We start from the raw sequence: 13,125 nt of genomic DNA, 5'->3' as shown, positions 1-13,125 counted from the left end.
TTGACGTCGAGATCGTAAAGGGCGGCATGCACCGCCCGACCTCCGCCCACGCCATTCTCACCACGGACGGACTCATCGTATCCCTCAGCTGAGGTATGAAGATGAAGCACCCATTCGCGGTCGCTATCGCGACCCTCGCGCTTTGCGTCTCGGCCCTCGCCAGCGCCGCTCCCGCCGCCGATCCCCAGGCCATTCAACCCTTCCACGTCAATGTTGCGGACAAGGACCTCGCCGATCTGCGCAACCGTATCGCGGCGACCCGCTGGCCGGACAAAGAGACGGTTTCCGATCGATCACAGGGCGCACAACTGGCACAGCTGCAAGAACTGGTTCGCTACTGGGGCACGGACTACGACTGGCGCAAGGCCGAAGCGCAGCTCAATTCCCTGGCGCAGTACGTGACCACCCTCGACGGGGTCGAGATCCACTTTATCTGGGTGCGCTCCCCGCATCCGAACGCTTTGCCGATGATCATGACCCACGGTTGGCCAGGCTCGGTGTTCGAGTTCATCAAGGTCGTCGGTCCGCTCACCGACCCGACCGCGCACGGGGGCAATGCGGCAGATGCCTTCGATGTGGTGATTCCGTCCATTCCTGGCTATGGCTTCTCCGGCAAACCGAGTGGTATCGGTTGGGATCCGGACCACATCGCGCGGGTCTGGGCACAGCTGATGCAGCGCCTCGAGTACACCCACTACGTCGCCCAAGGTGGCGACTGGGGCGCGCCCATCACCAGCGCGATGGCGCGCCAGGCGCCGGCCGGATTGCGCGGCATTCACCTTAACCTGCCCGCCACGATACCGGCGGAAGCGAGCGCAGCGCTCGCTGTCGGCGGACCGGCGCCGGCGGGATTTTCCGACAAGGAACGCGCGACCTATGACGCCGTCGCCACGCTCGTCAAACAGGGGAACCTGGCGTACAGCGCGATGATGGCCGCGCGGCCGCAGATGATCGGTTACGGCGCGACGGATTCACCGGCCTTCCTCGCCGCGCTCATGCTCGTGCATCCAGGCTTTGCCCGGTGGACATACGGCGCCGACCCGCAACAGTCACCGACGAAGGATGAAGTGCTGGACGACATCACCCTCTACTGGCTGACCAATAGCGCCGCCTCGGCAGCAAGGCTCTACTGGGAGAACATGGGGCGAAGCCCGCTTTCTTCGGCCGCACAGAAGACCACCGAGATTTCGCTGCCGGTGGCCGTCACCGTGTTTCCAGAGGATGTCTACTGCCCGCCAGAAACCTGGGCCCGGCGCGCTTATAGCAACTTGATCTACTTCCATCAGGCCGAGAAGGGGGGCCACTTCGCGGCCTGGGAGCAGCCACAGCTGTTTACCGAGGAGCTTCGCGCGGCGTTCCGGTCGCTGCGCTAGTCGCCGCCATTTACAAACCACCGCCCAACACCTTGAGGTACTCGGGGCTCTCGGATATCGAGTTGTGCCCCGTACCCGGTATGACCTTCAGCGACGCCACTCCCTTGGCGAAATGCGTGAAGAGCCGCTCGGTGCTGGCGCGCGGTATCACTTCGTCGTGCTCCGCCGCGATCAACAGCGTCGGCACCGTGATGTGGGCGGCGTACTTCCAGGATTCAAAGGTGTCCTTGAGCAACCACTTCACCGGGAAGATGGGGAACTGCCGGGCGGCGAGTTCTGCAACACTGTTGTAGGGCGTGATCAGCACCAGACGCGCCGCCGGGCGTTGGCTGGCGAGGCGCACGGCGACGCCCGAGCCCAGGCTGCGACCGACCACCGTAATGTGTGGATGGGTGGCGTAGACCAGGTCAAACAAGGTCAGGGCGTCGCGCGAAATCATCTCCTCGGAGGGCGACCCGGAACTGCCACCGTAGCCTCTGTAGTGCAGCAAGTAGACGGCGTGATCGGCAAAGGCTGCGGAAAACGAAGGCAGGCTCCGGGAGACGTCCTCGGCATTTCCACCGAAATAGATCAACGCATTCGGCCCCTCGTGAGGCCTGACGGACACCAGCACCTGCGCGTCGTCGACGGACAACGTGAGCAGCGTTGCCGAGGTGCCGACGGCGCGGGGTTGCGGGAAGTAGATGAGGGCGCGCTGGAACACGAACAGCGCAGCGCAGAGCGCCAGATACACGACGGCGATGATGACGACGATTGACACCAGGATTCGTGGCATTCGGCTAACTTTAGTGGGCGGCATTGACGGCTCTGGCCTGAAGACGGCTATCGCTTGATCGCTGTCAGAGTGTAGTAGACCGATAGCGCGACGCACCGGGAGGGCGCCCATGCCCGTCGCTGTGAAATGGCTCAACGTCCTGCCGTCGGAAAGAGCGGCGCTGTCGCCGGTAGCTATGCTGATGTGGCCAGTCTCGTGCGTGCGGCGCGAGAAGTGCGGTGGACCGTGGCTGACAGCAAAAATGTGGAAGGGCGATTCCATGAGCCACACTGATGGCTACACGCGTCGAAAAATACTCACGCTGGCTGCCGGTGCTTCGGCGGTTTTCACCTTCGATCCGGCTTTTGCAGCATCCACGCCGTCGACCGAAACAGGAGGCAAGAACATGCTGACCCGGGCCATTCCATCCAGCGCCGAACTTCTGCCGATCGTTGGGCTGGGCACGTATCGCGGCTTTGATGTCGAACCTTCAAGTCCGGCCTACAAGCAACTGCCTGCGGTGCTGCGCGCGTTGTTCGAGAAGGGCGGGAAGGTGATCGACAGTTCGCCCATGTACGGTCGTGCCGAACAGACGACCGGTGAGCTGCTGTCGATTCATGAGCCGCGCTCGCCGGCCTTTCTGGCCACCAAAGTGTGGACCCGTGGCCGCGAAGAAGGCATCGCGCAGATGGAACAGTCTTTCAAGCTGCTGCAGACCGACCGGATCGACCTGATGCAGATTCACAACCTGCTGGATTGGAAAACCCATTTGCCCACGCTGCGCAAATGGAAGGAAGAAGGGCGCATTCGTTACATCGGCATCACCCATTACACGGCGTCGGCGTATGACGAGGTGGAAGCGGTGCTCAAGGCCGAGCCGTTGGACTTTTTGCAGATCAACTATGCCCTGGACGATCGCGGCGTCGAGAAACGCATCCTGCCGCTGTGTCGCGAGCGGGGCGTGGCGGTGATCTGCAATCGGCCCTTCGGCGGCGGTGATTTGCTCGCCCGCTTGAAGGGCAAGCCGCTACCGGGTTGGGCCGCGCAAGTGGGGATCAGCAGCTGGCCGCAACTGGCGCTCAAGTTCCTGCTGACGCATTCGGCGGTGACCTGCGTGATCCCCGGCACCAGCAACCCGCGTTACATGGCGGAAAATGCCGGTGCCGGTTTCGGTCCGATGCTGACGGGGGCGCAGCGCGAGCAGTTGATTGACGTGGTGGGGTAGGCGAACGTTCGAGGCCGGTCAGGTGTTGTCCCGCGGCTGGCGAAATCGCTCCGGGATGGCCTCTTCAAATGGATAAAACGAAAACCAGGGCCTGGCTTCGTCGATGACCCGCTGGACGGACGGTCTATTCATCAGTCTCTCGAAATAGGCTTTCAAGTGGCCATAGTGGTCGGGGAACGGCTCGAGCGTGCTGGCATAGAAAAGCGCCGGGGCCGCGGCGCAATCGGCCAGGCTGAAATCTGCACTGGCGAGCCAGATTCTCGACGCCATCTGATGGTCGAGCATGCCGTACGTTGTCCGCAGGGTGGAACGTTCCCTGGTCAAATCACCGTGAGCGTCGCGCAGGCGATCAAACACGATCTGTTGCAGCGGCGTCTGTAGATAGTGGTCGCACACACGGTCCCACAGACGGACTTCCAGCGCGACGTCCCAATCGTTGGGAACGAGTGGATGTTCACCCGGATAAAACCGGTCCAGGTATTCGATGATGATCGTGGTCTCTGCCACGTTGCGCTGGCGAGCGTGGTCGCGGATGACCGGGAATTTGCCGAGCGGCCACAGCGCTTGCAGCTCTGCCCGGTCTGCATCGTTGGCGAGATCGATGATCCGCTTTTCGAATTCGGTAGTGTTTTCGTAGAGCGCGATGAGCACTTTGTGGCAGAACGACGACAGCGGATGGTAGTAAAGAGTCAGCGACATCTCTCAGCTCCTCGAAAGGCAAGTGACCCCCATCATCATAGTCGCCGTCCGGGACGGTTAAGCGCGCGGTGCTAGACTTTCAAGGTGGGATGGATGATCGAACAACCTGATCCGGCGATGCGAGGACGGGAACGCTGGAGGTATGACATGACGACTCAACTGCTGGCTAAAGAACACATCAACGTGGTGGTCCGCAATTATGTAGAAGGCATGGTGTTCGCTGATGAAGCCTTGCTGCGACAGGCCTTTCATCCTGCTTGCCGCATCATTGGCCATTTTGAGGAAAAGCTTGAATGGGCCTCCCTGGAGGAATTTATCAGCGCGATCAAGGCTGAGGGGCCGGCAGCCAAAGAGGTCAAACCGTTTTGGGAAGTACTCAGCCTCGATGTCACGGGCGATGCCGCCGCGGTAAAAGTCGTTGATGATTATCTCGGTATGCGATTTACCGATTATCTGTCGCTGCTGAACATCAATTACCGCTGGGTGATTGTGAACAAGCTGTATTACCTGAACGAATAGCGCGTGAGCCCGGGAGCCAAAGGGCTCCCGGGCATCGTTATGCAATCAGTGCCGATCCAGCCACACCGTCTGGGCATTGCAGAATTCGCGCACACCGAAATGCGAGAGCTCACGGCCAAACCCGCTTTTCTTCACGCCGCCGAAAGTGACACGCGGATCGGAGGCGCAATAGCCATTGATAAACACGCCACCGGTTTCCAGTTCATCGGCCATCTGCTCGGCAAGCTCGACGTTGCGTGTGTAAATGGTTGAAGCGAGGCCGAATTCGCTGTCATTCGCCAGTGCCAGAGCATGGGCCGCATCGCGTGCGGTGATGATCGAGGCCACCGGGCCAAACAGTTCCTGTTTGAACGAGGTCATCTGGTCGGTGACATCACCGAACACCGTGGGCTCGTAAAAGTTGCCAGGGCCTTCAGCCTTCTTGCCGCCCATCAACAGCGTCGCGCCTTCCTCCAGGGTGTCGCGCACCTGTTGATCCAGTTCATCACGCAGATCAAAGCGGGCCATTGGGCCGATGTAGGTGTTAGCGGCCAGAGGATCGCCAACCACCAGTTTTTGCGTGGCTTCGACGAACTTGCGCGTGAATTCCTCGACGATCCCTTGCTCGACGATCAAGCGTTTGGCCGCTGCGCAAACTTGCCCGGTGTTCTGATAACGGCCAATAACGGCGGCTTTGACCGCTTCGTCGAGGTCAGCATCGTTGAGCACGATGAACGGATCGGAGCCGCCCAGTTCCAGCACGCACTTCTTCAACGCCGCACCGGCTTGAGCGCCGATCGCCATGCCGGCTCGAACGCTGCCGGTGAGGGTGACTGCCGCGATGCGTGGATCGGCGATCGCGGTGGAGACGCCGTCCGGCGTGACATTGATCACCTCGAAGACACCTTCGGGGAAGTCGGCTTGCTTGAAGGCCTCTCGCAACAGATAAGCGCTGCCCATCACGTTGGGCGCATGTTTGAGCATGTAGGTGTTGCCGGCGATCAATGCTGGAACCGCGCCGCGCAGGACCTGCCAGATCGGGAAGTTCCACGGCATCACCGCGAGAATCGGGCCGAGCGGGCGGTATTCAATGCGCGCTTTTCCACCTTCAACCAGCGTCGGTTCAGCGCTCAGCATCGCCGGGCCGTGTTCGGCGTACCACTCGCAGAGTTGCGCGCATTTTTCGATTTCGCCGCGCGCCTGAGTGATCGGCTTGCCCATTTCCAGGGTGATCATGTTCGCCATCGCGGCGGCGTTGTCGCGCAATGCCTGCGCCAGGGCGATCAACAACTGCGAGCGTTGATCAACCGGTTTGCTGCGCCAGGCGCGGAACCCGGCAGCGGCGCGGGACAGGGCGGCGTCCAGTGCCGATGCGGATTCGAAAGGGTAGTGGCCGATCTGCTCGCCGGTGGCGGGGTTGATCGAAATGGCATGGGTGAGGCTGGAAACTTGAGTCATGGCACCGTCCTGCGAGGTGGGGATGCGCTCAGGTTACGGTGGCGTTTGTTTTCTGGAAACTGAATAATACTGAGCATATCGTTCACGTTTGGAGAATGACTTGGATCTGGTTCAGCTGGAAATTTTCAAAGCCGTCGCCGAACACGGCAGCATCAGCGCGGCGGCTCAGCACATTCATCGGGTGCCTTCCAACCTGACGACGCGGATCAAGCAGTTGGAGCTGGATCTGGGCGTGGACCTGTTTATCCGCGAGAAGAGCCGCCTGCGCCTGTCGCCGGCCGGCTGGAGTTTCCTCGACTACGCCCGGCGCATTCTCGACCTGGTCCAGGAGGCTCGCGCGACGGTGGCGGGCGAAGAACCGCAGGGTTCGTTTCCGTTGGGATCACTGGAGAGTACGGCGGCGGTGCGTATCCCTGAGCTGCTGGCCGCGTATAACCAGAAGCACGCCAAGGTCGAGCTGGACCTGTCCACCGGGCCTTCGGGGACCATGATCGACGGGGTGTTGTCGGGCCGACTGGCGGCAGCGTTTGTCGATGGACCGGTGCTGCACCCGGCACTGGAAGGCGTGCCGGCGTTTGAGGAAGAAATGGTGGTGATCGCACCGCTCAACCATTCCCCCATCCATCGTGCGCGGGATGTTAATGGCGAAAACATCTACGCCTTCCGCTCCAATTGCTCCTACCGACACCACTTCGAAAGCTGGTTTGCCAAGGACGCGGCGGTGCCCGGGAAGATTTTCGAAATGGAGTCCTACCACGGCATGCTGGCGTGCGTCAGCGCCGGTGCAGGCCTGGCGCTAATGCCCCGCAGCATGCTCAACAGCATGCCCGGATGCACCACGGTGAGCGTCTGGCCGTTATCGGAATCGTTCCGCTATTTGCGCACCTGGCTGGTATGGCGCCGGGGCACGGTGTCGCAAAGTCTGACCATGTTTGTGCGCTTGCTGGAGGAGCGCGGGGTGGTGCGGGATGAGACGGGGCGCTAATTCGCGCGTGAAAATGTCCAGATCGACTGGCCGGCTCATTCCCCGGCTTTCGTCGACTTGATCAGATTGCCGCGCAACTTCACGATCGCCTTCTGCAGGATCGTGAACTCGTCGAGCGTCAGGCCCGTCGCGTCAGCAAGGCCCATTTCCGGTTGGCTTTCGCGCAGCTGTCGACCGTTCTTCGTCAGGCTGATCCGCACTTGGCGCTCGTCCTCGGGATCGCGCTGCCTTTGCAAAAAGCCCATCGCTTCCAGTTTCTTCAGGATCGGGGTCAGCGTGTTCGATTCCAGAAACAGCTTCTCGCCCAGGCTGCCGACGGTCTGATGGTCTTCCTCCCACAGCGCGACGATGGTGATGTATTGCGTATAGGTCAGCCCAAGCTGCTCGAGTATCGGCTTGTACGCCTTGCCGAAGGCCAGGTTGGTGGAATAGACCGCAAAACACAGGAATTCGGAGAGCTTCAGGTTGTCGGGGGCGGCGTTGTCGGTGGGTTTCATGTGCATCCTCGTTGGCCAAAGACGGGTGGCTCGCAAAAAAATGAAATATACCTCGTATGCGATTGTATCGGAACAACCCTAACTGACGGCGGCGACCGGTTCGACGGCGAAAGTCGAACCGGTCGTACAGTGCATCACGCTGTCAGGGCGTTGATGACCACGTTGATATTGCCGCGCGTTGCCTTCGAGTACGGGCAGATTTGGTCAGCGGCGTGCGCCAGTTCCGTCGCGACGTCTTGCGTCAAGCCTGGCACGCGAAGTGTCAGCCGGGCCTGGAGGAAGTAGGCCGGACCGGTCTGGCCCAGATCGACCTCAATATCAACGGCCAGATTGGGCGGCAGCGTCACCTGCATATTTTTCGCCGCCAGCTCGACGGCAGCGGTGTAGCAGGCCGACCATGCGCCGGCGAAAAACTGCTCTGCCGTTGGGTGCGGCACAATGGCGGCGAACTCGTGTGCCAGCCGAGGGTTTCCCGGCGACGAGAGCTCGATGGCGAGGCCGCGGGAAGAGTTGGCGCCGTCGCTGAATGTCGTGTGGGTTTTGCCTGTGGCCAGGACTTTTTCGATCTTGTTCATGGTTGAGTCCTCAACGTTTAGTTGGGTTTGTTATTCGTATGCGCTTAAAGCGTATGCGATATATGTGGTGTATCGACAAATGCCCGCGCGGTGCGTCAAGCCGTGAGGACGTTCAGGGCCACGTCAATGTTACCCCGCGTCGCTTTCGAGTACGGGCAGATTTGATCGGCGGTGTGCGCCAGTGTCGTCGCGATATCGTGCGACAAACCCGGCACGCGCAGGGTCAATCGAGCCTGAAGGAAATAGGCCGGACCGGTCTGACCCAGATCGACTTCGATGTCGACGGACAGATCCGACGGCAGCACCACGTTCATCTCACCAGCCACCAGCCCGACGGCGGCGGTGTAGCAGGCCGACCAGGCACCGGCGAACAGTTGCTCGGCAGTCGGGTGCGGCAGGGTGGCTGCGAACACGTGGGCTGGTTTCGCGTTACCTGGCGACGACAGCTCGATGTCGAGCTTGCCGTGGGCACGGGTCGCGTCGCTGAACGTGGTGTGGGTCTTGCCGGTAACCAGTACTTTTTCGATCTTGCTCATGGAATGAATCCTCAATGTTTCAATAGTGTGATTTGTGTGTCGTATACGTTTGTATCGTATGCGATTGAAATAATACTCGCGCAGAGCTCAATCGGAGTCAAGGGGTGGTATGAGGTCCAGCCGACGAATGGTTTGTTGGTGGGATATGCTGAATTCGTCGTCGGCCGGGCCTAAAGCGATCAAGCCGTGGCGTCTGGAATGGGCCAGTCTGGACGGTCTGTCCAAGGAGTTGATGATGAAACGACTGTCCCTGGCCGAAGCTCGCGAGCTGGCCGAATCGATCTTGCTGCACAACGGTTTCAACCTTGCCCACGCTCAGGCGGTGGCCGCCACGGTGATTGCTGGCGAGCGCGATGGCTGTGCCTCCCACGGTTTGTATCGGGTATTGGGCTGTGTGAATTCGCTCAGGGCCGGCAAGGTGGTGGCCGATGCCGAGCCACGGGTGATCGATCAGGCACCTTCGATCGTGCGGGTCGATGCGGCTGGAGGTTTCTCCCAGTTGGCGTTTCAGGCGGGTCTGCCATTGCTGGAGGAGAAAACCCGGGCAAACGGGATTGCTGCTTTAGCGATCAATCGCTGTGTGCATTTTTCCGCGCTGTGGGTCGAGATCGAGCAGCTGACCGCTGCCGGTCTGGTGGCGCTGGCGTGTAATCCCAGCCATGCCTGGGTCGCGCCGGCGGGGGGCAGTCAGCCGGTGTTCGGCACCAATCCCATCGCATTCGGCTGGCCGCGTTCGGGCAAGGATCCGTTTGTGTTCGACTTCGCCACCAGTGCGATTGCCCGTGGCGAGATCGAGTTGCATCGACGTGCCGGCAAAGCGATTCCCGAAGGTTGGGGCGTCGATGCAGACGGGCAGCCGAGTACTGATGCGAACGTGGTACTCGATGCCGGCGCGATGCTGACGTTCGGCGGGCACAAGGGCTCGGCGCTGGCCGCCATGGTGGAGTTGATCGCCGGGCCGTTGATTGGTGACCTGACCAGCGCCGAATCGCTGGCCTATGACGCCGGCAGCAAGTCGTCGCCGTACCACGGCGAGCTGATCATCGCCCTCGATCCGCGACGCTTTCTCGGCGAGGCCACCGAGCAGCACCTGGCCCGTGCCGAAGTGATGTTCCAGAGCATACAAGAGCAAGGCGCCCGCTTGCCGTCGCAACGGCGTTACGAGGCGCGGGCGCGCAGTCTGGTGGAGGGCGTGCAGATTCCCGAAGCCTTGTACAACGACTTGAAAGCCCTGCTGGATTGAAGAAACGGAGGGCAACCAACCCCCCTGTGGGAGTGAGCCTGCTCGCGATAGCGGTCTGACATTCAGCACATGTGTTGAATGTTAATCCCTCATCGCGAGCAGGCTCGCTCCCACAGGATTTCGCTGCAGATTTGAGTGGTTTTACAGCGGTTCGCGGTGGTTGTTGCCGTCGACCAGACGGGCGATGCCCAGCGGATTGGCGTTTTTCAGCGCGTCGGGCAAGAGTGCATCCGGGCAATTCTGGTAGCACACCGGGCGCAGAAAACGCTTGATGGCCAGGCTGCCAACCGAGGTGCCACGGGCATCGGAGGTGGCCGGGTAGGGACCGCCATGCACCATCGCATCGCAGACTTCGACGCCAGTCGGGTAGCCGTTGAACAATACCCGGCCGACTTTCTGTTCAAGTAACGGCAGCAGTTCGTCATGGGTTTGCAGGTCACCGGCTTCGGCAATCAGGGTGGCCGTGAGTTGACCGTGCAAACTCTGCAACGCCCGGTGCAGTTCGGCCTTGTCGGCCACTTCCACCAGCACCGTGGTCGGGCCGAAAACTTCTTCCTGCAACAGAGTATCGCCATTAAGCAGCAGGCTGACGTCGGCCTTGAACAGCTGCGGCTGGGCCTGCTTGCCCTGTTGTTCGCGGCCGGCGAGGTGGCTGATGTGCGGATGCGCGTGCAGCGCCTGCACGCCCTTGGCGTAGCTGGTTAACGTGCCGGCGTTGAGCATGGTTTGCCCCGGCTGGTCGGCCATTACCGCGCTGAGCGATTGAATAAATGCGCTGAATTCAGGGGAGCGAATGCCAATCACCAATCCGGGGTTGGTGCAGAACTGGCCGCAACCGAGCACCACTGACGCAGCGAGCTCACTGGCGATTTTATCCCCGCGCAGTTGCAGGGCTTCGGGCAGTACCAGCACCGGATTGATGCTGCTCATTTCGGCGAACACCGGAATCGGTTGAGGCCGTGCGGCGGCCATGTCGCAGAGGGCGCGCCCACCCTTGAGCGAACCGGTAAAACCCACAGCCTGGATCGCCGGATGCTTGACCAACGCTTCGCCAACACCCGCGCCGTAGATCATGTTGAACACACCCTTGGGCATGCCGGTTTGCTCGGCGGCGCGGAGGATCGCATCGGCCACCCGTTCGGCAGTCGCCATATGCCCGCTGTGGGCCTTGAACACCACCGGGCAACCGGCGGCCAGGGCGGCAGCGGTGTCGCCACCGGCGGTGGAGAACGCCAGCGGGAAATTGCTCGCACCGAACACCGCGACCGGGCCGACGCCGATCCGGTACTGACGCAGATCCACACGAGGCAGCGGCTGACGCTCGGGCAAGGCGCGGTCGATGCGCGCACCGTAGAAATCGCCACGGCGCAGGACCTGAGCGAACAGCCGCATCTGACCGCTGGTGCGACCGCGCTCACCCTGAATACGCCCGGTCGGCAGCGCCGTCTCGCGGGTGACCAGGGCAACGAATTCATCGTCCAGCGCATCCAGTTGCGCGGCGATGGCCTCGAGAAATTCAGCGCGGCGGCTCGCTGGCAAGTTGCGGAAGGCCGGGTAGGCGGCAGCTGCGGCTTGTGCAGCGGCGTCGACTTCTTCAACGGTGGCTTGCGTGAACGAGTAGGGCAGGGCTTCACCGGTGCTGGCGTCATGGCTTTGCACGGTGATACTGCCAGCGGCACTGCGCGTACCGCCGATGTAGTTGTGGCCGATGATGTGGGGCATGAAAAACTCCTGTCGAAAAGGTTGGGGCCGGGTCCTTTGTAGGAGCGAGGCTTGCCCGCGAAGAACTCAAGAACGATGCGTTTATTCAGACAACACGCGTTATCGTTGACGTCCATCGCGGGCAAGCCTTGCTCCTACGAGGGCGTCTCAGGCCAGCGAATCACCCCTGCGAGGGATGGCGGGTTCGGCGTTGTCCAGAGCAGCGATCCGCGCCGCAGATTCGCTATCCACCAGGTGCAGCGACTTGCCACGGGTTTCCCGGGTCAGGCCGACGGCGACGATGGAGATCAGCGCGGCGCCGACCAGGTACCAGGCGATGGGTGTCGAGCTGTGGTACTTGTTGAGCAGGGTGAGGGCAATCAGCGGCGCCAACGAGCCGGCGAAGATCGGTGCCACCTGGTAGCACAGGGACAACGCGGTGTAGCGCACGTGGGTCGGGAACATTTCGGCCATCAGCGCCGAGTAGGGCGCGTAGGTCATCGACTCGATCGCCAGGCCCAGGGTGATTGCCCCGATGATCAGCCAGTTGTTGCCGGTGTCCATCATCGGGAAGCCGATGAAGCCCCAGAACGCGGTGAGGACCGCACCCGTCAGGTACACCGGTTTGCGCCCGACCAAGTCGGACAGATAACCCATCAGCGGGATCATGAAGAAATGCAGCAGGTGCGCGCCGAACATCAGAAACAGAATCTCTGAAGTGTCCTTGTGCACCACCAACTTCAGGTAGGTAATCGAGAAGGTCACGACGGTGTAGTAAAGGATGTTCTCGGCAAACCGCGCGCCGATACCGACCAGCACCGCACGCCAGTGATGACGCAGCACTTCGACCACGCCCAACTGTTGTTGCTTGTTATGCGCCTGACGGGCCTGGGCCTCCTTGAAGATCGGCGCGTCATCGACGCTGGTGCGAATCCAGTAGCCGATCAGCACCACCACCGCCGAGAACCAGAACGCTACACGCCAGCCCCACGCGAGGAATTGCTCCTCCGACAGGTTCGACGACAACAGCAGCAACGCGACGGTCGCCACCAGGTTACCGGCCGGGACACCGGCTTGCGGCCAACTGGCCCAGAAGCCTCGGCGATTGTCCGGGCAGTGTTCGGACACCAGCAGGATTGCACCGCCCCATTCGCCACCGAAGGCGAAACCCTGGATCAGCCGCAGCAGCACCAACAACACGGGCGCGGCGTAGCCGATCTGGTCGAAACCGGGCAGGCAACCCATCAGGAACGTAGTGATGCCGACCACCACCAGGCTCAGTTGCAGCAGGCGTTTGCGGCCGAACTTGTCACCGTAATGACCGAACACCAAGCCACCCAATGGGCGGGCGAGGAAGCCGACCGCATACAGGGCGAAGGCGGCGAGGATGCCATCGATCGGGCTGTCGGTTTGACGGAAGAACAGTTGGCCGAAGACCAGTGCCGAGGCGGTGCCGTAGAGAAAGAATTCATACCATTCGGCGACCGTGCCGGCCATGGCGGCGGCCACGACACGTTTGAGTCCCGAGGGTGTGGTTGCGCGGGCGGTGCTGTGAGGAGTGGGCATGCGGACGTTTCCTGT

Annotated in this window: 13 protein-coding genes; 5 read left to right on the top strand and 8 right to left on the bottom strand. The window is 61.5% G+C overall.

The annotated features are described in order from the left end of the window. Positions 1-101 precede the first annotated feature (101 nt). Positions 102-1,373, top strand: a complete 1,272-nt coding sequence (locus PMI27_RS19510; RefSeq protein WP_008157185.1) for an epoxide hydrolase family protein — start codon at positions 102-104, stop codon at positions 1,371-1,373. A gap of 10 nt (positions 1,374-1,383) precedes the next feature. Here the strand turns inward: PMI27_RS19510 and PMI27_RS19515 are convergent, their stop codons facing one another. Continuing rightward, complete coding sequence (locus PMI27_RS19515; RefSeq protein ID WP_008157186.1) at positions 1,384-2,172, bottom strand: alpha/beta hydrolase; 789 nt, start codon at positions 2,170-2,172, stop codon at positions 1,384-1,386. A gap of 235 nt (positions 2,173-2,407) precedes the next feature. Here PMI27_RS19515 and PMI27_RS19520 point away from each other — a divergent pair, with 235 nt between their 5' ends. Next, positions 2,408-3,352, top strand: coding sequence for an aldo/keto reductase (locus tag PMI27_RS19520; protein WP_033053141.1), 945 nt, complete (start codon positions 2,408-2,410; stop codon positions 3,350-3,352). Positions 3,353-3,370: 18 nt separating this feature from the next. Here the strand turns inward: PMI27_RS19520 and PMI27_RS19525 are convergent, their stop codons facing one another. Next, positions 3,371-4,051, bottom strand: a complete 681-nt coding sequence (locus PMI27_RS19525; RefSeq protein ID WP_008157188.1) for a glutathione S-transferase family protein — start codon at positions 4,049-4,051, stop codon at positions 3,371-3,373. Positions 4,052-4,198: 147 nt separating this feature from the next. Here PMI27_RS19525 and PMI27_RS19530 point away from each other — a divergent pair, with 147 nt between their 5' ends. Next, on the top strand, positions 4,199-4,570 hold the full coding sequence (locus PMI27_RS19530; protein WP_008157189.1) for a nuclear transport factor 2 family protein: 372 nt from the start codon (positions 4,199-4,201) through the stop codon (positions 4,568-4,570). A gap of 45 nt (positions 4,571-4,615) precedes the next feature. On the opposite strand, the gene PMI27_RS19535 is transcribed toward PMI27_RS19530, so the two are convergent. Further along, the gene (locus tag PMI27_RS19535; protein ID WP_008157190.1) at positions 4,616-6,007 is read right to left on the bottom strand and encodes an aldehyde dehydrogenase family protein; all 1,392 of its coding nucleotides are present in this window, start codon (positions 6,005-6,007) and stop codon (positions 4,616-4,618) included. A 100-nt stretch (positions 6,008-6,107) separates the two neighbouring features. Between PMI27_RS19535 and ptrR the strand changes: the two genes are divergently transcribed. Next, a complete protein-coding gene (gene ptrR, locus PMI27_RS19540) occupies positions 6,108-6,992 on the top strand; it encodes a putrescine utilization regulator PtrR (protein ID WP_008157191.1) in 885 nt (294 codons plus the stop codon). A 35-nt stretch (positions 6,993-7,027) separates the two neighbouring features. Here the strand turns inward: ptrR and PMI27_RS19545 are convergent, their stop codons facing one another. From PMI27_RS19545 to PMI27_RS19555, 3 genes are all read right to left on the bottom strand, one after another. Continuing rightward, positions 7,028-7,489 (bottom strand): MarR family winged helix-turn-helix transcriptional regulator, encoded by a 462-nt coding sequence (locus PMI27_RS19545; protein ID WP_008157192.1) that lies wholly within the window; start codon positions 7,487-7,489, stop codon positions 7,028-7,030. A 134-nt stretch (positions 7,490-7,623) separates the two neighbouring features. Then, positions 7,624-8,064: an Ohr family peroxiredoxin gene (locus tag PMI27_RS19550; protein ID WP_008157193.1), complete on the bottom strand. Its 441-nt coding sequence runs from the start codon at positions 8,062-8,064 to the stop codon at positions 7,624-7,626. Positions 8,065-8,159: 95 nt separating this feature from the next. After that, positions 8,160-8,600: an Ohr family peroxiredoxin gene (locus PMI27_RS19555; protein ID WP_008157194.1), complete on the bottom strand. Its 441-nt coding sequence runs from the start codon at positions 8,598-8,600 to the stop codon at positions 8,160-8,162. A gap of 235 nt (positions 8,601-8,835) precedes the next feature. On the opposite strand from PMI27_RS19555, the gene PMI27_RS19560 reads away from it, so the two are divergent. Beyond that, positions 8,836-9,843 (top strand): Ldh family oxidoreductase, encoded by a 1,008-nt coding sequence (locus PMI27_RS19560; RefSeq protein ID WP_033053324.1) that lies wholly within the window; start codon positions 8,836-8,838, stop codon positions 9,841-9,843. A 141-nt stretch (positions 9,844-9,984) separates the two neighbouring features. On the opposite strand, the gene PMI27_RS19565 is transcribed toward PMI27_RS19560, so the two are convergent. Both PMI27_RS19565 and abaF read right to left on the bottom strand, forming a co-directional pair. Continuing rightward, positions 9,985-11,565: an aldehyde dehydrogenase (NADP(+)) gene (locus tag PMI27_RS19565; protein WP_008157196.1), complete on the bottom strand. Its 1,581-nt coding sequence runs from the start codon at positions 11,563-11,565 to the stop codon at positions 9,985-9,987. A gap of 147 nt (positions 11,566-11,712) precedes the next feature. Then, positions 11,713-13,110: a fosfomycin efflux MFS transporter AbaF gene (gene abaF, locus PMI27_RS19570; protein WP_008157197.1), complete on the bottom strand. Its 1,398-nt coding sequence runs from the start codon at positions 13,108-13,110 to the stop codon at positions 11,713-11,715. Between the last annotated feature and the right edge of the window lie 15 nt (positions 13,111-13,125).

Origin of the sequence: Pseudomonas sp. GM41(2012), assembly GCF_000282315.2 — a bacterium.
GTDB lineage: Bacteria > Pseudomonadota > Gammaproteobacteria > Pseudomonadales > Pseudomonadaceae > Aquipseudomonas.
This window is presented reverse-complemented; position numbering and strand designations above follow the sequence as displayed.

Coding starts and splice junctions, on each gene's coding strand:
- PMI27_RS19545 (WP_008157192.1), bottom strand. CDS start 7,489: ATGAAACCCACCGACAACGCCGCCCCCGACAACCTGAAGCTCTCCGAA.
- PMI27_RS19555 (WP_008157194.1), bottom strand. CDS start 8,600: ATGAGCAAGATCGAAAAAGTACTGGTTACCGGCAAGACCCACACCACG.
- PMI27_RS19530 (WP_008157189.1), top strand. CDS start 4,199: ATGACGACTCAACTGCTGGCTAAAGAACACATCAACGTGGTGGTCCGC.
- PMI27_RS19525 (WP_008157188.1), bottom strand. CDS start 4,051: ATGTCGCTGACTCTTTACTACCATCCGCTGTCGTCGTTCTGCCACAAA.
- PMI27_RS19565 (WP_008157196.1), bottom strand. CDS start 11,565: ATGCCCCACATCATCGGCCACAACTACATCGGCGGTACGCGCAGTGCC.
- PMI27_RS19515 (WP_008157186.1), bottom strand. CDS start 2,172: ATGCCGCCCACTAAAGTTAGCCGAATGCCACGAATCCTGGTGTCAATC.
- abaF (WP_008157197.1), bottom strand. CDS start 13,110: ATGCCCACTCCTCACAGCACCGCCCGCGCAACCACACCCTCGGGACTC.
- PMI27_RS19550 (WP_008157193.1), bottom strand. CDS start 8,064: ATGAACAAGATCGAAAAAGTCCTGGCCACAGGCAAAACCCACACGACA.
- PMI27_RS19560 (WP_033053324.1), top strand. CDS start 8,836: ATGAAACGACTGTCCCTGGCCGAAGCTCGCGAGCTGGCCGAATCGATC.
- PMI27_RS19510 (WP_008157185.1), top strand. CDS start 102: ATGAAGCACCCATTCGCGGTCGCTATCGCGACCCTCGCGCTTTGCGTC.
- PMI27_RS19520 (WP_033053141.1), top strand. CDS start 2,408: ATGAGCCACACTGATGGCTACACGCGTCGAAAAATACTCACGCTGGCT.
- PMI27_RS19535 (WP_008157190.1), bottom strand. CDS start 6,007: ATGACTCAAGTTTCCAGCCTCACCCATGCCATTTCGATCAACCCCGCC.